At 43.0% G+C, this 19,842-nt stretch carries 20 protein-coding genes; 13 read left to right on the top strand and 7 right to left on the bottom strand.

What is annotated here, in order from left to right:
- Positions 1–29: 29 nt before the first annotated feature.
- Together BLV66_RS03980 and BLV66_RS03975 are read left to right on the top strand one after the other, a co-directional pair.
- The gene (locus BLV66_RS03980; RefSeq protein WP_086986846.1) at positions 30–827 is read left to right on the top strand and encodes a HipA family kinase; all 798 of its coding nucleotides are present in this window, start codon (positions 30–32) and stop codon (positions 825–827) included.
- Positions 820–1,644: a DUF3037 domain-containing protein gene (locus BLV66_RS03975; protein ID WP_086986845.1), complete on the top strand. Its 825-nt coding sequence runs from the start codon at positions 820–822 to the stop codon at positions 1,642–1,644. The genes BLV66_RS03980 and BLV66_RS03975 overlap by 8 nt, the downstream gene beginning before the upstream one ends.
- Before the next feature lie 472 nt (positions 1,645–2,116).
- Here BLV66_RS03975 and BLV66_RS03970 read toward each other — a convergent pair whose 3' ends face one another.
- The 3 genes from BLV66_RS03970 to BLV66_RS03960 form a co-directional block, all read right to left on the bottom strand.
- Entirely contained in the window at positions 2,117–2,752 is a 636-nt protein-coding gene (locus BLV66_RS03970; protein ID WP_086986844.1) for a hypothetical protein, read from the bottom strand.
- Between the two features lie 33 nt (positions 2,753–2,785).
- Complete coding sequence (locus tag BLV66_RS03965) at positions 2,786–2,974, bottom strand: hypothetical protein (protein ID WP_086986843.1); 189 nt, start codon at positions 2,972–2,974, stop codon at positions 2,786–2,788.
- 300 nt (positions 2,975–3,274) lie between these two features.
- Positions 3,275–4,021, bottom strand: coding sequence for a YwaF family protein (locus tag BLV66_RS03960; protein ID WP_086986842.1), 747 nt, complete (start codon positions 4,019–4,021; stop codon positions 3,275–3,277).
- Between the two features lie 268 nt (positions 4,022–4,289).
- Between BLV66_RS03960 and BLV66_RS03955 the strand changes: the two genes are divergently transcribed.
- Positions 4,290–4,721 (top strand): GatB/YqeY domain-containing protein, encoded by a 432-nt coding sequence (locus BLV66_RS03955; protein WP_086986841.1) that lies wholly within the window; start codon positions 4,290–4,292, stop codon positions 4,719–4,721.
- Positions 4,722–4,833: 112 nt separating this feature from the next.
- Here BLV66_RS03955 and BLV66_RS03950 read toward each other — a convergent pair whose 3' ends face one another.
- Positions 4,834–5,013 (bottom strand): YjzC family protein, encoded by a 180-nt coding sequence (locus tag BLV66_RS03950; protein WP_086986840.1) that lies wholly within the window; start codon positions 5,011–5,013, stop codon positions 4,834–4,836.
- A 250-nt stretch (positions 5,014–5,263) separates the two neighbouring features.
- Here BLV66_RS03950 and BLV66_RS03945 point away from each other — a divergent pair, with 250 nt between their 5' ends.
- The 5 genes from BLV66_RS03945 (at position 5,264) to pheT (ending at position 11,890) form a co-directional block, all read left to right on the top strand.
- Complete coding sequence (locus tag BLV66_RS03945) at positions 5,264–6,568, top strand: murein hydrolase activator EnvC family protein (RefSeq protein WP_245826710.1); 1,305 nt, start codon at positions 5,264–5,266, stop codon at positions 6,566–6,568.
- A 117-nt stretch (positions 6,569–6,685) separates the two neighbouring features.
- Positions 6,686–7,444, top strand: coding sequence for a TrmH family RNA methyltransferase (locus BLV66_RS03940; RefSeq protein WP_086986839.1), 759 nt, complete (start codon positions 6,686–6,688; stop codon positions 7,442–7,444).
- Between the two features lie 336 nt (positions 7,445–7,780).
- Positions 7,781–8,095 (top strand): winged helix-turn-helix transcriptional regulator, encoded by a 315-nt coding sequence (locus BLV66_RS03935; protein ID WP_086986970.1) that lies wholly within the window; start codon positions 7,781–7,783, stop codon positions 8,093–8,095.
- A 329-nt stretch (positions 8,096–8,424) separates the two neighbouring features.
- Entirely contained in the window at positions 8,425–9,471 is a 1,047-nt protein-coding gene (pheS, locus tag BLV66_RS03930; RefSeq protein WP_086986838.1) for a phenylalanine--tRNA ligase subunit alpha, read from the top strand.
- A 4-nt stretch (positions 9,472–9,475) separates the two neighbouring features.
- Complete coding sequence (gene pheT, locus BLV66_RS03925; protein ID WP_086986837.1) at positions 9,476–11,890, top strand: phenylalanine--tRNA ligase subunit beta; 2,415 nt, start codon at positions 9,476–9,478, stop codon at positions 11,888–11,890.
- A gap of 111 nt (positions 11,891–12,001) precedes the next feature.
- Here pheT and rnhC read toward each other — a convergent pair whose 3' ends face one another.
- Entirely contained in the window at positions 12,002–12,952 is a 951-nt protein-coding gene (gene rnhC / locus BLV66_RS03920; protein WP_086986836.1) for a ribonuclease HIII, read from the bottom strand.
- 221 nt (positions 12,953–13,173) lie between these two features.
- On the opposite strand from rnhC, the gene BLV66_RS03915 reads away from it, so the two are divergent.
- The 4 genes from BLV66_RS03915 (at position 13,174) to trxA (ending at position 17,368) form a co-directional block, all read left to right on the top strand.
- Entirely contained in the window at positions 13,174–13,947 is a 774-nt protein-coding gene (locus BLV66_RS03915; protein WP_086986835.1) for a cell division protein ZapA, read from the top strand.
- A 29-nt stretch (positions 13,948–13,976) separates the two neighbouring features.
- A complete protein-coding gene (locus tag BLV66_RS03910) occupies positions 13,977–14,522 on the top strand; it encodes a CvpA family protein (RefSeq protein ID WP_086986834.1) in 546 nt (181 codons plus the stop codon).
- Between the two features lie 83 nt (positions 14,523–14,605).
- Positions 14,606–16,981: an endonuclease MutS2 gene (locus tag BLV66_RS03905; protein ID WP_086986833.1), complete on the top strand. Its 2,376-nt coding sequence runs from the start codon at positions 14,606–14,608 to the stop codon at positions 16,979–16,981.
- A 75-nt stretch (positions 16,982–17,056) separates the two neighbouring features.
- The gene (gene trxA / locus BLV66_RS03900) at positions 17,057–17,368 is read left to right on the top strand and encodes a thioredoxin (RefSeq protein ID WP_086986832.1); all 312 of its coding nucleotides are present in this window, start codon (positions 17,057–17,059) and stop codon (positions 17,366–17,368) included.
- A 74-nt stretch (positions 17,369–17,442) separates the two neighbouring features.
- Here the strand turns inward: trxA and BLV66_RS03895 are convergent, their stop codons facing one another.
- A complete protein-coding gene (locus tag BLV66_RS03895; protein WP_086986831.1) occupies positions 17,443–17,868 on the bottom strand; it encodes a YslB family protein in 426 nt (141 codons plus the stop codon).
- A gap of 618 nt (positions 17,869–18,486) precedes the next feature.
- A complete protein-coding gene (locus tag BLV66_RS03890) occupies positions 18,487–18,795 on the bottom strand; it encodes a P-II family nitrogen regulator (RefSeq protein WP_086986830.1) in 309 nt (102 codons plus the stop codon).
- Positions 18,796–19,008: 213 nt separating this feature from the next.
- On the opposite strand from BLV66_RS03890, the gene racE reads away from it, so the two are divergent.
- A complete protein-coding gene (racE, locus tag BLV66_RS03885) occupies positions 19,009–19,830 on the top strand; it encodes a glutamate racemase (protein WP_086986829.1) in 822 nt (273 codons plus the stop codon).
- The last annotated feature ends 12 nt before the right edge of the window (positions 19,831–19,842 follow it).

Raw genomic sequence — 19,842 nt, 5'->3', positions numbered from 1 at the left:
GTTAATGACATTTGGGCGGAGGCGAGTCGGTGCATTTAGTAAACCATATCAGAGAAATAGAGAACGGAGTTACAAGACCCTCAATTGCTGAGGCTGAAGACGGTAAGTATTACGTAATAAAGTATCTGAATGATTCTATGAATGGTAAGGGTTTATTTAATGAATACGTAGCCTATCAAATTGGTCAAGCGTTAGATATTCCAATGCCTAAACAAATATTGCTTGATTTTAATTCTGATTTTATTAATAGAAATGAAGCTATAAAAATTAAAAACTCCAGGCCTTGTCAATGTATAGCAAGTGAGTATAGACGTGGGAATTGCAATATTAATCCATCTATATTAAAAAGAGTTGAAAACCATCAGGATATTCCAGGAATTATTTTATTCGATCAGATAATTCTTAATAATGACAGAAGTATCAATCCCGGGAACTTGTACTATGATCAAAAAACTAAACGGGTTCTAGCTATAGATCATTCTCACATATTTATAAATGGATTAGTTTGGGATGCAACTTGTTTACAAAATTTACTATCTGAAGGCCCTCAAATAGTACCCGAAATGAATGGCCAAATCTATAAGTACTTATCACATTATGTAGATGGACACAGCCCATTTCACACAATACAAAATAAAATTCACAATTTAGATTTAGAAGAAATTCGCAAAAAAATTTGTGCTGTTCCCGATGAATGGGGTATAACTTCCCGGGAAATTGAATTATCATTTGAAGTAGTACAAATGCAAGTGAACAACATTGACAGTGTTTTAAAAAAAATAAAACCTCATTTTAATTTTTGGAAAGGAGAAATGGACAATGAATAAACTAGACTTATATTACGCTGTTTGCAAATATACACCAGATTTAGTAAGGCAGGAAACTATAAATGTTGGGATTGTTATTCATTGTCCTAATCCTGGTTTTGAATATAGTTCATTTATAAAAATAAAAGACAAACGAAGAATCGCAAATTTTGATGATGAGTACGATTCTTCCTATTTTGATATGATGTTTGAATCACTTCAATATGAATTTAATTTTGATGATTTGTATGAAGATAATTTTAATAATCGTTTTGATGATATAAATTCAAGTGAGTTTTTACGAGAAAGAATAAAATATTATGTGAATGAAATTCACTTCGATTCAATAAAAATGTTAACAAGTTCGCCTTACGAAATACAAAAAGATATTGAAGACTTAAAATCAACTTATCTCTATTATGAGAAACCAAAAGGCAAACGAATTTCTACTGATGATGTTAGACGATTAATCAAAAAACAATATAAAATATACCATTTTAAAGATTATTTAGAAAATACTGAGTTAACTGATTTTGTAGGAAATCCAATTTTTGATTATTCATATCAGGACACCTACATTAAAGCCTTATCTTTCGATTATAAGCAATCCAGTCTTCTTTATGGGTATATTAAAGGGTTACTGTATGATATAAATGATAATAAATCTATTTTAATAAAAAAGAATATAAAGATAATTGTAAATAACGAAGATAATTTTCCAGAGTATACCCATTTATTAAACAGTAAAATTAACGGATTAAGGGATGAGGGTATTAATATACACCTTCAAACAATATCTGATTATGCTGAATATTTAACAAACAATGGCCTATCTTAATCTCTTATTTTCAGCTAACACTTTATTTTTAATGAAATAAGTGTATAACATCATTTACATCACGACACAAAATAATTTCTATAGTATAGCCTCATGTCCATCCGAAGAGATATAGCGGAAATAATATCTAAGTTTTAATACTCATATAAAATGAAATACAACAAAATGCGTATCTATTAAGTGAGGCTGGTTTTTATCCCCCAAGGAGAATCAGTCTCATTTTTGATTGTAGAAAAGAACCCGTCCGAAGTATACCCGGACATGTTAAAAAAACCAGATAGACCAGCTGGGGCAGATTAATTATATGTTATCTGAATACATTCGTAACTCTTCATCAGTCAGCTCTCGTAGCGTTTCCGCCTTGTACAATTGCTTCAGGTTTACGAATCAAAGGCCACAACGATTGAGAAAAAAGTGCATAAAAAACACCCCTACTTGTTCATGAGGTAGGGGTGCTTTTGTAGAAATATGTTTATCCAAAGCAGAAATTACAAAAAGATTGCCCAAATGTACTAATACTAATAAATTCATTCAAGGAATTATCAATTCCACCACCTATATGCATTTGACCAGACGTAGCCTTTATATAACCAAAAGTTTTTAGTCTTCCTACTGCTCCAACAATTGCATACTGATCTACATCTGGTTTACTAAATTGATTTACTAAGCAAGCGGATTGTTGTGTTTGTAGGATCTTAAGTAATTCGCATTCTAATAAACTCATGGTATCTAAAGTGTCCAAAAAGAATCTTTTTTCATCAAACTGCTCTTGAACTGGGTGGGTTAAATTATTTATAAAATAGTTTTTGAACATTTGAATCTTTTCTTCTCTTGTTTCATTTTCTATTTTCTCAATAGTTTCTTCAATAATAGAAATTAACTTATATTTATCATGTTGTTCAATATCTAGTAGTCTTATTCCATGCCTTCCTACTTCATCTGAAACAGTTTGTAAAAAGGATTCAATCCTTTTAAATCGCAGTTCTTGTTTATTTCCATAATATAAACTGGATATCGCACCCCCAACATAAGGTATTAATCCTATACCTGCCTCGACTACAGATTCCATTTTTTCTTTAGAGGTCAATTTTTCATCGAAATCACTCATAACAAAATCTCCTTCATTTCAATCGTTAATAATTTAATTTAATAAGTATCTCGGTATTTCTTCATCAGTCATATCACGCAGCATTTCCGCCTTCTTCAATTGCTCTGGATTTTGATCGAAAAATTGGGCTACAGCTTTAATGCTATTTCTCGCAGGGATAAATTCTTCATTATCAAATCCTTCTAAAGCCAATAAGATTTGTATTAAATGTAATGGGATCATCGGACACCTCCTAGAACAATAGTAGCAAAGTAAGCGAACTTTGCCTATAATTTTATGCAACCGTTTAAAAGTAATATTATAGGAAGAAAAAAAGCCCTGCCCGGACTTTTGCAACTCGGGATTTTCCCGGGATATTTTTCTTTTTCATGCTGGAAAGCTTAATTTATCAGTGGTTTTCAAGACTAGCCATGTACGAGCTCCTGAAATAACCAGTTTTATAACTGCATAGCGTAAAAAAAAACAGAAATGCTGTTGAATCAGCATTTCTGTTTTTTTATTTACCCATCTAAGTCCGACTCGTCATCTCGGAAAATTCTGTCTTCTGGAAATTTCCCATGGCGCGTAAAGGATAGCCCAGACGATGACGATTGATCCGAGGACTGCAATCAGATATCCGGGCGTTCCTAGCCATTTGTCGAAAAGTACTAGTATCGTTCCTTTTTCTATACGGTTCAAGAACATATAATTGCTGCCGACTGATTGGTTGACCCAGAATGCAGTGCCGATGAAAGGCGCTGCCAAGTAGATGGAATATGGTAAGGTTTTGATAGCCGGACGAAATCCGTCGCCGAACACAAAAAGCAAAGGAAGCAAGATCAGTAATAGGTGGGTCAAAGTGTATTCGACGAAAAAAAAACTAAAGAGAGGGTAAGGCCCCAGATTAGGGTTTGTCATGGCAACCAATCCGCCCGGAAAACTAAGTCCATACAAGAATTCTTTCAGCAGCCGATTATCTGAAAAAACAGCGGATATCCCAATTATTGCAGAGACGCTACAAAGGTGAAGGGGAAGCAGATGGCTCAAAAAGAAAGAAAAATTACTGAAAAAGGCACACCAAATCCAGCGCGAAAAATAAAGCATAACCAGTAAGGTCGCTATCGTCATTTTAATATTTCTTCGGCCAAAATCAGCCTGTTTGCGATAGAGCTGGATTACCAAAAAGATGATGATAAAAGATAGGAAAAGGACAATAATATGAGCTAAGCTGAATGTTTCCACGCCTATCCCGTTTGGCAAATCTGATTCAAAGGTCCAAAAGTAAGACATACTTAAACCCTCTTCCGCGAATGAATGCTAGTATTTCCTGAAGAGTATCCTGTTCACCCTAATTTTACCGCGCATGATGGTTATGCGCCATCTGTAGCACCTGTTTTCATTGTGTTATTCAGGCATACAATCCATCCAATATCCGGAACGGGTAGCAGAAATTTGCCAATTCCGCTTCTTTTCCTTAAAATGAGGTATGAAGGTTGGCCTTTTCTGCGAATAACTAATTAGGCAGCCCTACCAAAGAATCGATGGGAGATCTGCAATTATGACATTGAAAGAAAAAGTTAACAAGGATTTCCTCCAAGCTAGAAAAGACAAAGACACATTGAAGGCGGATGTCCTGCGTCTCATTAAAACGGAGTATGATTCTTTCTTGATCGACAACAAACGTGCCATGACCGAAGCAGAGGAAATCCATGTTTTTCTGAAGGACATCAAAAAGACCAATGAAGCGATCGCATTTGCAAAGCAAGCCGAACGCGCGGATCTGATTGAGGAGAACCAGAAGAAATTGGCCATTCTGGAGGCTTACGTTCCTAAAATGATGGATGAAAGAGAAGTCCGTTTCTTTTTGGCTGAAAACGGCATAGCCGAAATGTCATTAAAGGATGCGATGAAATTCGCGATGCAGGTACTAGACGGAAAAGCCGACAAAGCGCTCGTGTCCAAAATCATCAAAGAACTGTTGGCGAAATAATACTTGAGACAATAAAAGGACTGTGCGGCTTAAGCTGCACGGTCCTTTTATGAAGTGAAAACCAAAGTTCCTCCGCCCAGAATCGTTCAAGTGATCAGTTACAAGCGAACAATCAGTCTTTTTTGATCCATTTGTTTCCGGCTTTGTTTGTAGGGGGAAGTCTGTGTCCTTCGACGATGTGTACTTCTTTGCTGCCGGTGATTTTGCCCCCTCGAGGGCCGACTTCTTTGTAGATGCCAGGAGGAAGATTATCCGTGCCTGGTTTGTGTAAATTTTTTTGATCGATTTTCATGCTTTTTGCTCCTTTCTTTCCTGTAAACGCGAAGGCGGAGGTAGGGCTTGGTACAGCTTAAGTATATCGTTGGAAGCGCGAACAATCAAATGCTGACTGTCTTCGGAAGGGATTGTGTAAATATGATCAACATTTCAGGATTTCCGCCTGTCGTAACAAATTGAAATACAATTGTCATATTTCTATCATGCAATGGTATTTTAATTTTGATATACTTCATCTCGTAGAAGAAACAGGAGGAGAAGTATAATTGGGAAAAAAACATATCGCGTTGTTCACATCAATCTTATTGCTTAGTCCGATTGCAGGTGGATTTACTGCTCAAGCGGCTACGTTGGAAGAGTTGCAACAACAAAAAGATGCTTTGCAATTAGAAACGAATACGATTCAATCTCAGATTGAAGAAAAATCAAATTCATTGAATACTTTGGAATCCGAAAAATCAAATTTGGAAACAAAGGTAAATGAACTTCAATCGCAATTGGATGAATTGATGAACCGATTAGAGGCTCAAGAGCAAAAATTAGCTGATATCGAATCAAAAATTTTGGAATTGCAAGCTGAAATCGAAGCATTACAGGTTGTCATTGACCAAAGAACCGAAAAATTAAATACACAGGCTCGTTACATTCAAACAGATGCGGGCGTTACGGATATAGCTTCAATGTTGTTGTCTTCAGAGAATTTTTCTGACTTGGTCGGAAAAATCACGGTCGTTTCAAAAATTGTGACTGCCAATAAGGATATTGTGGAACAACAGGAAGCGGATCAGCAGAAAGTTGAAGACAGCAAAGTGGCTGTTGAAGATGAAAAACTTGCTGCTGAAGCATTGAGACAAGACATTCTGATTTCAAAAAATAATGTCGTAGCCCAAAAAACTGAAATCGACGTCCAAATCGCGCAAGTCATCGAGAACTACGAGTTGACTGAAGCCGAGAAAAATGGCTTGGAAACAACCAAAGCTGACTTGGCTGCACAAACAGAAACCATCAGCAATGACATGGCAGCTGAAGAAGTAAGAATTGCAGCAGAAAGAGCGGCAGCCGAACAAGCAGCATCTGAAGCTGCAGCAATTGCAGCAGCAGCAACGGCAGCTAACAATTTGACTGCATCAGCAGCACCAACTACAACTGCATCCAGCAGTTATACTGTAAACTCAAGTGGTTTCATAAAACCAGCAAGTGGGTACTACTCATCCCCGTTCGGATATCGTCTTTCACCGATCACCGGTGGCTCTGAACTGCATAGAGGGCAAGATATCGCGGGCAGTGGAGCCATTTCTGCTGCACAATCCGGGACTGTTGTAACAGCAACGTATCACGCTAGCTTTGGTTATTATGTAGTAATCAACCATGGTACAATCAATGGTGTGACCGTTGAAACATTATATGCACATATGCAACCAGGATTATTGGTCGCGCCTGGACAAACCGTCAGTCAAGGTCAACAAATTGGAATAATGGGTACAACAGGTGATTCAACCGGGGTTCATCTCCATTTTGAAGTTCATGAAAATGGTGGCCTAGTAGATCCACTGAACTATATTGGTGGCTAATATAATTAACATTTCGAAGAGATTGGGAGTCCCCAGTCTCTTTTTTTCTACCTTTAGATGAAAAAGGCATTATAAATGAAGTATAATAAGGCATATGTTGAACTGAGGAGTTACAAAATGGAAAAGATAGCATCGATGAAAAATCAAAAAGTAAAACAGTGGAAAAAACTGCAGACCGCTAAAGGCCGGAAAGAGGCGGGGGCTTATTTGATCGAGGGAACCCATCTTTTGAAGGAGGCCATCAAAGCAGATGCGCATATCCAAGAAGTCTTGATGACAGAAACCTTTCACCAACAGTCGGATTTGCAGATTGAGGAGAGGGACATCATCATCGTTTCCCAGGAAATCCTCGCCAGCTTGGCCCAGACCGAGACGCCGCAAGGAGTCGTTGCGATCGTCCGGATTCCCGAAACCGCTCCGATTTTGGAATACAGAGGCAAATACATCCTTTTGGATCAGGTTCAGGATCCAGGAAATGTCGGCACCATTATCCGAACTGCGGATGCTGCCGGGTATACAGGGGTCATTTTAGGGGAGGGATCGGTGGATCTCTACAATGACAAAGTGCTACGTTCTATGCAAGGAAGTCATTTCCATCTGCCTATTTATCGTGGCGATCTGCAAGAGTTGATCCCCGAAATGAAGAGCAACGGTATCCCGGTCTATGGAACCGAACTGAATGAAGCGGCTGTCGATTACCGGACCGTTTCCCCGACTGGTGCAGTTGCGTTGGTGCTCGGTAACGAAGGAAATGGCGTTTCAAAAAAAGTATTGGAACTGACGGATCAAAATCTGTATATTCCGATTTTCGGTGAAGCGGAGTCTCTGAATGTCGCAGTTGCGGCAGGCATTCTGCTTTATCACTTCGTTGGCTGAAGAAATGCATAAAAAAACGTTATATTTTCAATTAAATGTGAAAAAGTATTGCCTTTGTGAAATTCCTATCCTATTATAGGAAACAGACATGAACTTTTTGTACGCTTGCATGCTAGCTGTGGAATTCTTCACGCACATCATTCGTGATTATTTTCTTATTCGGATGGAATGAACTGGCGGCTATAAGTATTTTTCTGAGGGACTTCTTCAGGTAATGCGAATTGCGAAACAGGATGCTTATTTTTTGTAAACATTTTGTGACAAAAGGCACATTCCCTTTGACAGGGGAAATGAGGGTGTTTATAATAGGTCAAAGAGGTGAAGGCTGTGAATGAAATGCTGGAAGTAAAAAAATGTATTTGTCCAAAGTTTGAAAAAACATTCTCTATTTTAGGGAAAAAATGGACCGGCTTAATCATCGAAGTCTTGATGGATGGAGATAAACGATTCAAGGAATTGGCCGTGCAGATACCTAATGTCAGTGATCGAGTATTAGTTGAACGCTTAAAAGAGCTGGAAGATGAAAAAATTGTGGTAAGAACCGAAAATCCTGCGGCGGCAATCAAAGTGATGTACGGATTGTCCGAAAAAGGGAAAGCTTTGAACAATGTGATGCTGGAAATTCAAAATTGGTCGGATGCTTGGGTCTGAATCTGAACTTGACGGAAACGGCATTTCCGGGTAAACTGGCAAAGTAAGTAAAATGAATATGAAAAGCGTTGAAGGGAACCTTCACGATCTGCAGCTTTTTTCAGGGAATAATGGCCATTGACTGCAAGCCTTTATAGAAGCCGATTGTGTTTTTTCACTCCCCGAGCTGACTTTGGGATTTGCCCCGTGCAATGAATAAAGTTCCGGTTTATTACCGTTAAACAAATGAAGTGTCGTTGCTTGCAGCGAAACAAGGGTGGTACCACGAAAATCTCGTCCCTTACCAGGGATGGGATTTTTTTGCATTTTTTATGAAAAGGGGACAGAACATGGAATTGAAAGCAAAATTACAAACATTACGTATAGATGCCTTACAGCAAGTCGAATCTGCCGAGGATCTGCAGGCATTGAATCAAGTCCGCATTTCCTATTTGGGGAAAAAAGGGCCGATTACAGAAGCTTTGAGAGGGATGAAGGATTTAAGCCCTGAAGAGCGTCCCGTCATCGGAACCTTGGCAAATGAACTGCGTGACGATATCGAGGCCTCCATCCAAGCCAAAAAAGATGCGCTGGAAATCAAAAAAATGGAAGCCGAAATAGCAGCTGAAACGATTGATGTCACCTTGCCAGGCAAGAAAATCGCGCAAGGTACAACACACGTCTTGACGCAGATCAACGAAGAAATCGAGGATTTGTTTTTGGGCATGGGTTACAAGATCGTGGACGGTCCAGAGGTGGAACAGGACAGCTACAATTTCGAAAAGATGAATCTTCCGAAGGATCATCCTGCCCGCGATATGCAAGACACTTTCTACATTACCGATGAATTGTTATTGCGAACGCATACGTCACCGGTACAAGCGCGCACGATGGAGAAACATGACTTTTCCAAAGGACCATTGAAGATGATCAGCCCGGGGAAAGTTTACCGCCGCGACAGCGATGACGCGACCCATTCACACCAATTCCATCAGATTGAAGGGTTGGTCATCGGCGAGAACATCACTTTGGCTGATTTGAAAGGCACACTTGCCGTCTTCGCCAAAAAATTGTTCGGAGAAGAACGCGAAATTCGTTTGCGTCCAAGCTACTTCCCGTTCACGGAACCATCTGTCGAAGTCGATGTTAGCTGCTTCAAATGCGGCGGATCCGGCTGCAATGTTTGCAAGCAAACCGGTTGGATCGAAATATTGGGTTCAGGTATTGTCCATCCCAATGTTTTAGAAATGTCTGGGATTGACTCAACGAAGTACTCTGGGTTCGCATTTGGTCTAGGCCAAGAACGTGTAGCGATGTTGAAATATGGTGTTGATGATATCCGTCATTTCTACCAAAATGATATCCGATTCTTAAGTCAATTCGATGTAAAGGAGTAACATAATGAAAGTTTCCTATAAATGGTTAAAAGAGTATTTAGATTTATCTGATGTAACACCTGAAGAATTGGCTGAAAAAATGTCCCGCACGGGTATCGAGGTGGACGACGTCGTCTATCCTGGCAAAGGCTTGTCGAAAATCGTTGTCGGTGAAACATTGTCCGTGGTCGACCATCCTGATTCGGACCATCTGCATGTCTGCCAAGTGAATATCGGGGCTGAGGAACCGATCCAGATTGTCTGCGGCGCGCCAAATGTGGCTGCCGGTCAGAAAATAATCGTGGCTTTGCATGGCGCGCGGATCACGGGCAATGCAAAAATCAAAAAGGGCAAGATGCGCGGCCAGGAATCGAATGGAATGATCTGTTCGTTGGCTGAATTGGGCTACTCTGAAAGTGTTGTTTCCAAAAAATATGCGGATGGGATTTTTGTCCTGCCTGCTGAAGCAGTTCCCGGAACGGAAGTTGTTGACTTGTTGGATCTGGATGATGCAATCCTGGACATCGACATCACGCCGAACCGTGCCGATGCTTTAAGCATGCGCGGATCCGCCTATGAAGTCGCAGCAATCTACAACAAAGCTCTGAAATTCCCGGAGGCTCCTGTCTCTGAAAAAACAGGTTCTGTTGCGGATTACATCAAAGTTTCCGTTGAGGACACGGACGATGCACCTGCCTACCATATCCAAGTGATCAAAGACGTAAAAATCGAGGAAAGTCCGCTTTGGCTGCAGAACAAATTGATGAACGGCGGCATCCGTCCGATTAACAACGTAGTCGACATCACGAATTATATCCTGTTGGAATACGGCCAGCCGCTGCATGCTTTCGATTATGACCAAATCGGTTCCAAGGAAATCATCGTCCGCCGTGCCAAAGCGAACGAAACGATGACGACGCTGGATGGGGTCGAAAGAACGTTGGACATAGATAACATCGTCATCACGAACGGCACTGCGCCGATTGCATTGGCGGGCGTCATGGGTGGTCTGGATTCAGAAATCACCGATGAAACCGTGACTGTCGCATTGGAAGCGGCATTGTTCAACCCGGTTTTGATCCGCAAAACAGCAGGGAAGTTCAACTTGCGCAGCGAATCCAGTTCCCGTTTCGAAAAAGGTATTAACGTAGCGACAATCCGCACAGCCGGACAACATGCCGCTGAACTCATCCGTGAGTTGGCAGGAGGCACAATTGTTGCCGGTACGGCTTCCGTTGATACGGTAGAAGTGAAGGATACGGAAGTGGTCATCACTTTGGAAAAAATCAACCGTTCGTTAGGGACTGCCATTTCCAGCGATGAAGTGACTGCCATTTTCAATCAGTTGGGATTTGCATCAACGTTTGACGGCGAAACTTTCACCGTTGCTGTACCGCCGAGAAGGTGGGATATTTCCATTTATGCGGACATCCTGGAAGAAGTCGCACGTATCTACGGATATGACAATTTGCCGGAAACATTGCCGATCACACCAGCTTTGCCTACTGCATTGACGCCTAAACAACACACGATGCGCATCACCAGAAGATTTATGGAAGGTGCAGGACTGACCCAGAACATCAGCTATGTCTTGACTACCGCTGAAAAAGCGAGAGAATACGCAGTCGAAGACAAGGAAGGCATCCGTTTGGCATGGCCGATGAGCGAAGATCGCAGCACACTGCGGATGAACTTGTTGAGTACGCTGCTGGACAATGCCGCTTACAACGCTGCCCGTAAGAACACGGATATCCAATTTTACGAAATTGGCCGGGTGTTCTTCCCGTCAGCTGATCGCGTTTTGCCGATTGAGGCAGAACGTTTGGCCGGCGTGATGACAGGAATGGCCTACCAAAAAGATTGGCAACTGGCTGCAGAACCCGTCAACTTTTACCACGCCAAAGGAGTATTGGATGGGTATTTCGAGACGATGGGTCTGAGCGATCAGATCCGTTTTGAAGCTGCCAAAGACCTGAAATGGATGCATCCAGGCAGAACAGCTGCCGTCTATCTGGGCGATGCCTATATCGGTTATGTCGGCCAAGTACATCCGGCAACGGCAAATGCCTATGACCTGAAGGAAACATATGCTTTCGAAATCGATTTCGAAGCGATCATCGCCGCACCGAAGGAAGTGATCACGCAACAGCCGATCCCTAAATTCCCTGGCGTGAGCCGCGATGTAGCTTTGTTGGTGGATGAAACCGTCACACACCAACAGATTGTCAAGACTATCAAGGAAAACGGCGGAAAATTCCTGAAGGATGTCCATCTGTTCGACATCTATCAAGGCAAAGGCATCGAGGACGGCAAGAAGTCGGTTGCTTATTCCATGTCATTCCTGAACCCTGAAGCGACGCTTGTCGATGAAGACATCAACAAAGCCTTCACCAAATTGGTTGCGGCTCTGGAAACCGAATGCGGAGCTGCGATCCGTTAAGGGATCAGTGGGCTTCCTTTTACTGAACAACACTAAAAAAACGATTCGCCGTTTATGCGGCGAATCGTTTTTTGTATAGGCTAGCCTCACGAAACCGTTCCGCTTTTGTTATTATCTGTTCGCCAGTCGGATGGCTTTTTGGGTATTGGCGAAGTGAAGCTTCGTGTATTTGTCCAGCAGTTCCAGGCCGCCCTCACGGTACATTTCCGCAGCAATCAGGTCGACGTTGGCGCCAGCGCCTGAAGGGATAGGATAACCGGAGGCTACGGTCATGTCCACCAATGTCTTCAGGAAGTAGTAGCGAGCGATGATGGAAGCCGCAGCCACCGCTAGATGGTGGGATTCGCCTTTAGTCTGAAAATGAATGTTCTCCTTCACTTGCACTTTTTGATCGGCGATATGCTTGAAATACGTCGAAGGCAATTCAAACTGATCGACCAGGATCGCTTGCGGCTTTTCCGGAGCAATTTTCTTCAACAGTTGATCGAGGACTTGGTTGTGGAGCAAAGCCTTCATTTTCCCTTGGGACATCGTCGGCTGGACTTCATTGTATTTTTCGGGCATCAAGTTGATGACGCTATGAGGGACACACTTCAATAATTGCTTTGCGATCATGATGATGCGGACATCGGTCAGCGCTTTTGAGTCTTGGACCCCCATGCTTTTCAGCAAGGGCAATTGTTCGGCAGACGCGTAGACCGCGCAGACCGTCAATGGGCCGAAATAGCTGCCGTTGCCGACTTCGTCGCTGCCGATGACGGACCAGCCGGAAAAGCCTGAAGGAAGACCGATTTTACTGGGGGCTTCTTTGTTAATACCCATTTTTGCAACAGGATTTTTTTGATCTCCAACATTATCGCTTGCCGCTTGCCACTGTGCCGCTTCACTTTCAGCATTCTGGCCTTGGAACAACACTTTTCCAGAATTGTAACCAGTGATGGTGGTTTGATTCTTTTTTGCTGTGAAAAGGCTGTGGGGCACTGGTTTCACAGCATAATCTTGATAAAAGACGGCCATCTTTTTCAGTTGGCTCGTCGTTGATTTCAATACGACATTCGACATATTCTCATCCTTGCTCTATTTAATTTTTCTATACAACTTCTTAATCGTAGCATCCTTTATTCTATCACAGGAGAGGCAATTCTTGATGGTGAAATGTGATGGGAATGAACTGATATTTTCGACAAAATGGGCAGGTTTGCGAACAGGAAGAGGTTTATACTGCATTCTGCAAGATTTATGTTAAAATATATTAGACAGTTTTTTAATGGAGGTCTTTGAATATGACGGAAAACAAAAGAAGATTTAAAACAATCATAGCAGGAAAGACCTATACGATTGTGGGCAATAAAGCACCTGAGCATTTGACTGCGGTATCGGAATTGGTCAATGCGCAGTTGGAACAGATCAAACAGGCAGCTCCGGCGCTTGGACGGGAGGAGCGCGGCATTCTCGTAGCCGTGAATGCCATTTCCGATCAGATCACGAAACAATTGGCGATTGAAGAGTTGCTGTTGAAAGTGGCGGCACTCGAGAAAGCTTTACAGGAAAGCCAAAGCGTTGTTGTACAAGCTGCTCCCATTGACAAAATAGAACAGGCCGAAGCAGAGATATCTTCAGCCGAGGCGCCCCACAACCAAATGGTTGCCGACGTCAAACAAAATACAGAAGCCGTTCCTCTTGCGGAGGAGAAAGCTCCTAAAACAGCAAGAAAAATCGAAGCAGCAGCCGTTGTAACGCCTGAAAAGATCACAGGGAATGCTCCAACAAAGAAGGCAGTGGCTAATTTTGCTGGGAAAAAGCGCGATAACGAGAGCCAAACCGTGACTGCTATGCCAGCGACAATCAGTGAACTGCAGCAAGCTGCCCGTGAAGCTAACGACCTGCCGGCCAGAAAATCCAATTCAAAATTGACGAAGACGATAACCGCTTCCGAGGCAGCGTTGAAACGGGCTCAACACAGGACGCAAGTGCGTTCGGCATTGGGTGTCAACAGGAATGCTGAGAATGCCATTCCCCCTTACACTAAAAATCAAGAACATGATGGGAAAAAGTAGAAAAAAGACTATAGAAATCAGGTGAAATAATGCTTACGTTGATAATAGTGCTCTCATTATTGTGGGGAATCTATACTGGCGTCAGAAGAGGACTTATTCTGCAGGTTGTCTACACCGTAGGATATTTCATTTCTTTCTTGGTCGCTAGAGAATACTATGCCGTCGTTGCGGAAAAAATCGATTTGTTGGTTCCGTACCCATCCGTAGAGTTCGGCAAAGAACTGATATTTTACTCTGAACAGGTATCCTTTGTCCTGGATCAGGCGTTTTATAATGGATTGGCATTCATCCTGTTGTTATTCGCAGGTTGGCTTGTCACGAGATTTATCGGGAGCATGCTGAACTCTTTGGCATTCTTCCCGATCATCAAACAGCTGAATGAGCTGGGCGGCGGCATACTCGGATTCCTGATGCAATACATCGGGATCTTCCTGTTGCTGACACTCGCATCGATGATTCCGCTGGATTTCATCCAACAACTTTATGTCGAAAGTGATCTTGCGGCTTGGATGGTATCCGAAACGCCATATTTCTCACGGTTGATCTACGACTGGTGGATCGGCATCATTCAGTAACAGAATGTTAAGTTAACGGAAGGGACTTTATAGTGTGCTATATCGTCCCGTTTTTTTGGAGAAGCACTTTTTAGGAGAATAAGATGAATAATAAAATAAGTAAAACATTAGAGTTCGAAAAAATAAAACAACAACTCCAGAATTTTGCCGCAACCGACCAAGGAAAAGATGAGATTCAGGCATTGCGGCCCGAAACTGATCCGGAAAAAGTCGTTGCATTGCAAAATGAAACGGAAGACGGGAGAAAGGTGTTGCGCCTGAAGGGCGGGATTCCGATGCCAAGGCTGAAGTCCATCCGCAGCCATCTTAAGCGACTTGAGATAGGCGGAACACTGAACGGAAAAGAAATCGCCGAAATCGGTCGGGTTTTGTCGACTACACGAGAAATTATCCAATTCTTCCAATGGTTCGATGATAATGAGATTACCTTCTTTGTACTGGATGAACTGGTGGACAGGCTGGTCGTATTACCTGAAATCACAAGAAAGATCCAGGCAACCATTTACGATGACGGCACAATTCAGAACGATGCCTCACCGGCATTGAAAGGGATCCGCACAGGAATCAAGCAGGGCGAACAGAATATCCGTACCAAACTGGATGATATAATTAGAGGCAACAAAGCGTCCTACCTCAGTGATGCCATTATCACCATCCGTAATGACCGTTTTGTGATTCCGGTCAAGATAGAATACCGCAATCAGTTCGGCGGGATTGTCCACGATCAAAGCTCAACGGGTCAGACGCTTTACATCGAGCCACAAGCCATCCTGGATCTGAATAATCATCTACGCCAGCTGGCGGCACAAGAGAAAGCGGAGATCGAGCGAATCCTGTATGAATTATCGATGGAAATCGAGCCATTTACGCAGGAATTATACGGGAATAGTGAAGTGTTGGCGACTCTGGATTTCATCAACGCAAAAGCGCGCTATGCTGATTCTCTGAAAGCGACACGCCCAATCATCAGCAAAGAGAACCATATCGCCATTTGGAAAGCCAGACACCCGCTTATCGATCAGAATGACGTTGTCGCGAACGATCTGATACTCGGCGAAGCGTACCAAGCAATCGTCATTACCGGTCCGAATACGGGCGGTAAGACGATCATGCTGAAGACACTTGGGATCATCCAGATGATGGGCCAATCCGGGCTTCAGATACCGGCGGATGAGGATAGCCAAATCGGCATTTTCACGGAAATTTTTGCGGACATCGGCGATGAACAGTCGATCGAACAGAGCCTGAGTACGTTCTCTTCGCATATGACCAATATCGTTTCGATCCTTAATCAGATCGATGACAAAAGTCTCGTGCTCTTGGATGAGTTAGGTTCCGGAACGGACCCGCAAGAGGGGGCTTCGTTGGCCATTTCGATTTTGGATTACATCGGCGGCATCGGCAGCTATGTCATGGCCACCACCCATTACCCAGAACTGAAGGCCTACGGTTACAATCGCTCCGGCACGATCAATGCCAGCATGGAATTCAACGGAGAGACGTTGGCTCCGACTTACCGTCTGCAGATAGGCGTTCCCGGGCGAAGTAATGCCTTCGATATCTCAAAGCGACTTGGGCTTAAGCCAAGCATCATCGATCAGGCGCGCAGTTTCATTGACGTGGACAGTCAAAACTTGAACGAGATGATCGCGGATCTGGAACAGAAGAGACGCGTCACCGAAAAAGAATCCTTGCAGCTCCAAGCACAGTTGGAAGAATCCGACAAGTTGTTGGCGGATCTGAAGCGCGCCAACGAAAAGCTGGAAACCAATAAGGAAAAAGTCATCGAAGATGCCAAAAAAGAGGCCAACAAGTTGGTCGAGACTGCGAAAGAAGAAGCGGAATTGCTGTTGCAGGAAATCCGCGAAATGCAGCTGAACATGGGGACTTCCGGCAGCATCAAAGAACACGAACTGATTGATCTGCGTAAACAATTCAACGATCTGCGCCAAGAGGAATCTTTGGTCAAAAACAAAGTGCTGCGCAAAGAAAAAGAGAAAAAAATGTTCAAACCCGGCGATGAAGTCATGACGGAGACGTATGGCCAGCGGGGCACGCTCGTTGAAAAGAAAGGCAATGCCGAATGGGTCGTACAAATGGGGATCATGAAGATGAAATTGCCGGAATCGGACCTCAGACTGATCAAAGAAGAGCCACAACAACAAAGCAGGCAACGGCAGATCGCCACTGTCAAATCGGCTTCATCCAGTCATGTTTCGACGCAGCTTGATCTCAGAGGCCAACGCTATGAAGAAGCCTTGGCTGAAGTCGATCAGTATTTGGATGCCGCTTTATTGGCCGGCTATCCGCAAGTAACAATCGTTCACGGAAAAGGGACAGGCGCCCTCCGCAAAGGAGTGGGGGATTTGTTGAAGCGTCACCCGCAAGTGTTGTCCTACGAGTATGCAGCGATGAACGCTGGGGGAAACGGTGCGACGATTGTAACGTTCCGCGGCTGAGCAGATTGATTGGTACTGAGCAAAACCTCTGCTATAATTGGAACATAAAGAAAGAATTTGAAGGGAGTAAATACAATGGTGAAAATATTAACAGATGCAAATTTTGAGACAGAAACAAAAAATGGGGTCGTGTTGGTGGACTTCTGGGCAACTTGGTGCGGACCTTGCCGCATGCAATCACCAATCATCGATGAATTGGATGCAGAAATCGGCGACAAAGTAATCTTCGCTAAAATGGATGTGGATGCTAATCCGCAAACGCCAAGCCAATTCGGCATCATGGGAATCCCAACATTGTTGGTAAAAAAAGATGGCCAAGTCGTAGAAAAATTAGTCGGCTACCATGCAAAAGAAATGCTTGAAGAAACGCTTGAAAAATATATCTAAACAATAAGAAAGAGTTGCCGGAGTCCTGGTATTTCAGGATTTTCGGCAACTCTTTTTTCTTTGGGTATTCCTATTCATTCAACGAACAGTGTGATGATGACTTCTTTTTTCTTGTCTTTTCCGACTATGATTTCTGCTTTAGCTTCACAGGGGAGACCGGTCGTCATCTGGATCTGTTGTGCCAAAAATCCAGCTTCCAGTTGAAAGGAGGCCTGATCGTTTTGGGTGCGGACAGTGACCAAATCACTATCCAGACGGTATTGTTGCGCATTTTTTTCTTTTTTGAGTAGTTCCAGCTGTCCGAAACCGCAGTAAATCATCGCTTCATACAGATCTACCTGACTTTTTAACGGGAACTGCCGAGCCAAATCTTTTCCGGCCCAATACAATATTTCATTGGTATGTTCACCAAGGATGTTTCCCAGAAGGTAATCCCTTATCAATAAATAGGAGAAGTGTTCGTTATCGATAATACGGGCATTTTCATTTTCAGGATTCAATTGATTTTCCCCCCCTTAATTGTACACTTCATTATACACGTATTTTAAATAGTGACTAGAGCCTATTTTTCGGCGATGCCTATCAATGGCGTTTTTTTTCAACATCAGGCATAATAGGGTTAAGAAATCCAATACTCAACTTGAAAGGAAGATGCTTATGTGGAATGCTAAGAAAGCTTTGGGATTGCTGCTGCTATTGATTCCGGTCTTCAAATATATCTCGGACTGGAAAAAAGAAGAGGAGCAACGCCGTTTGCTGAATAGCTGAACAGGCTTCTCCATCTATACTTGAAATGAAAACTCGTTATACCGCATTACGCGATATAACGAGTTTCGTTTGTGATTAAGTAGTAAAGTATACGATATTTCAAATGGGAAAGTGCATCACCATGGGTGATTTACAAGTTGGAAAATATTCCAGGCATCCAATAGTGATGGCTAACTTCACGGATTACCCCTTCGGAAAGGATAAAGGAACCCATTGTTTCTGCGAGCCAAGGATACTGTTCGACTAAACTGCTGACGCAGGAAGTCTCTCAGCATATTGCGCTCTGCGATGCTCATACGGAACGATTCCCTAAAATTCTTTCAGGGGTGAATGAACCCGCTCCGCTTTTCTTATTCAGACCTAATACCATGCACTCTATTGATGTTTAGCCCAAAAAGAATGCCGTTCCCGGGTGCAGTTATGTTTACCGCTTCCTCGATTTGGTTGATGATTTGTTCGGAATGTTCTTCCTGGGTCAATACCAGTAGAATTTCCTTTTCCGGTTCCAAAGCCAAATTGAACAGCTTCTTGTTCTCGTGCATTCCGGATCCGCGGCCGGCAATGATAGTGCCGCAGTAGGACTCTTCGGAGCGCGCGCTCTCGAATACGCGATCGATCATTCCTTTGTCGACTACGGTTACGATTGATTGATAACTCATCTGTGTGTTCACTCCTTTTCCTGATTATTGAAATTGAGCCAATTGTAGCATAGATATTTTTGAACGGCCAATAATCGGCAGTGGCCATGGGAAAAAGAAACCCTAGTTTCCGTAAAAGAGAAGCAATTTCGGATGAAATTTGCCTCATTTTCACCAAAACAGTGCATCTTAAGGTAAAATAGAGATACGAAAACAAATAAAGGAAGTTACTGCATGAGCAAAAAAGCAATCGGTTTTATTGACTCTGGTGTCGGCGGCTTGACCGTCGTGAAACAAGCAATGAAACAACTTCCCAATGAATCCATTTATTATCTGGGGGATTCCGCCAGATGCCCCTATGGACCAAGGCCCAAAGAAGAAGTGATTCAATACACATGGGAAATGACACAGTTTCTGCTGAAGAAAGATATCAAAATGCTGGTGATCGCCTGCAACACAGCGACCGCCGCTGCCTTGGACATCATCCGAGAGCGCGTTGACATTCCGGTGATCGGCGTCATCAATCCCGGCAGCCGCGCGGCCATCAAACATTCGAAAAATGAACGCATTGCCGTGATCGGCACAAAAGGCACCATCAACAGCGATGTTTACAAAAAAACGATTAAAGACAAAGACAAGGGCATTTCTGTCATCAGCATGAGCTGCCCCAAATTTGTGCCGCTTGTGGAAAGCAACCAATACAACGGCTCAATCGCCAAAAAAGTAGTTGCGGAAACGTTGACCCCCTTACTGAAGGAATGCATCGATACCTTGATTCTAGGGTGCACGCATTATCCGCTTTTGACACCGCTCATCCAAAATGTGATGGGGCCTCAGGTGACCCTTATCGATTCCGGTGCTGAAACGGTTTCTGAAGTGAGTACGCTGTTGGATTATTTCCACTTGGCTGAAAGCTCGCACAACAAGGAACCGTCGGAGTACCATTTTTATACGACGGGTTCGCCCAAACTATTCTCGGATATTGCAGAAAATTGGCTCGGCCAGAGCAATTTTACTGTTGGAAAAGTTGACCTGGCCAATTTGACCGGAAAATGATTGAGAAATGAG

Source organism: Trichococcus collinsii, from assembly GCF_900107505.1.
Lineage (GTDB): Bacteria > Bacillota > Bacilli > Lactobacillales > Aerococcaceae > Trichococcus > Trichococcus collinsii.
This window is presented reverse-complemented; position numbering and strand designations above follow the sequence as displayed.

Coding starts and splice junctions, on each gene's coding strand:
- racE (WP_086986829.1), top strand. CDS start 19,009: ATGAGCAAAAAAGCAATCGGTTTTATTGACTCTGGTGTCGGCGGCTTG.
- BLV66_RS03935 (WP_086986970.1), top strand. CDS start 7,781: ATGCTGGAAGTAAAAAAATGTATTTGTCCAAAGTTTGAAAAAACATTC.
- trxA (WP_086986832.1), top strand. CDS start 17,057: ATGGTGAAAATATTAACAGATGCAAATTTTGAGACAGAAACAAAAAAT.
- BLV66_RS03960 (WP_086986842.1), bottom strand. CDS start 4,021: ATGTCTTACTTTTGGACCTTTGAATCAGATTTGCCAAACGGGATAGGC.
- BLV66_RS03905 (WP_086986833.1), top strand. CDS start 14,606: ATGAATAATAAAATAAGTAAAACATTAGAGTTCGAAAAAATAAAACAA.
- BLV66_RS03910 (WP_086986834.1), top strand. CDS start 13,977: ATGCTTACGTTGATAATAGTGCTCTCATTATTGTGGGGAATCTATACT.
- BLV66_RS03970 (WP_086986844.1), bottom strand. CDS start 2,752: ATGAGTGATTTCGATGAAAAATTGACCTCTAAAGAAAAAATGGAATCT.
- BLV66_RS03915 (WP_086986835.1), top strand. CDS start 13,174: ATGACGGAAAACAAAAGAAGATTTAAAACAATCATAGCAGGAAAGACC.
- BLV66_RS03965 (WP_086986843.1), bottom strand. CDS start 2,974: ATGATCCCATTACATTTAATACAAATCTTATTGGCTTTAGAAGGATTT.
- BLV66_RS03940 (WP_086986839.1), top strand. CDS start 6,686: ATGGAAAAGATAGCATCGATGAAAAATCAAAAAGTAAAACAGTGGAAA.
- rnhC (WP_086986836.1), bottom strand. CDS start 12,952: ATGTCGAATGTCGTATTGAAATCAACGACGAGCCAACTGAAAAAGATG.
- pheT (WP_086986837.1), top strand. CDS start 9,476: ATGAAAGTTTCCTATAAATGGTTAAAAGAGTATTTAGATTTATCTGAT.
- BLV66_RS03890 (WP_086986830.1), bottom strand. CDS start 18,795: ATGAGTTATCAATCAATCGTAACCGTAGTCGACAAAGGAATGATCGAT.
- BLV66_RS03975 (WP_086986845.1), top strand. CDS start 820: ATGAATAAACTAGACTTATATTACGCTGTTTGCAAATATACACCAGAT.
- pheS (WP_086986838.1), top strand. CDS start 8,425: ATGGAATTGAAAGCAAAATTACAAACATTACGTATAGATGCCTTACAG.
- BLV66_RS03950 (WP_086986840.1), bottom strand. CDS start 5,013: ATGAAAATCGATCAAAAAAATTTACACAAACCAGGCACGGATAATCTT.
- BLV66_RS03955 (WP_086986841.1), top strand. CDS start 4,290: ATGACATTGAAAGAAAAAGTTAACAAGGATTTCCTCCAAGCTAGAAAA.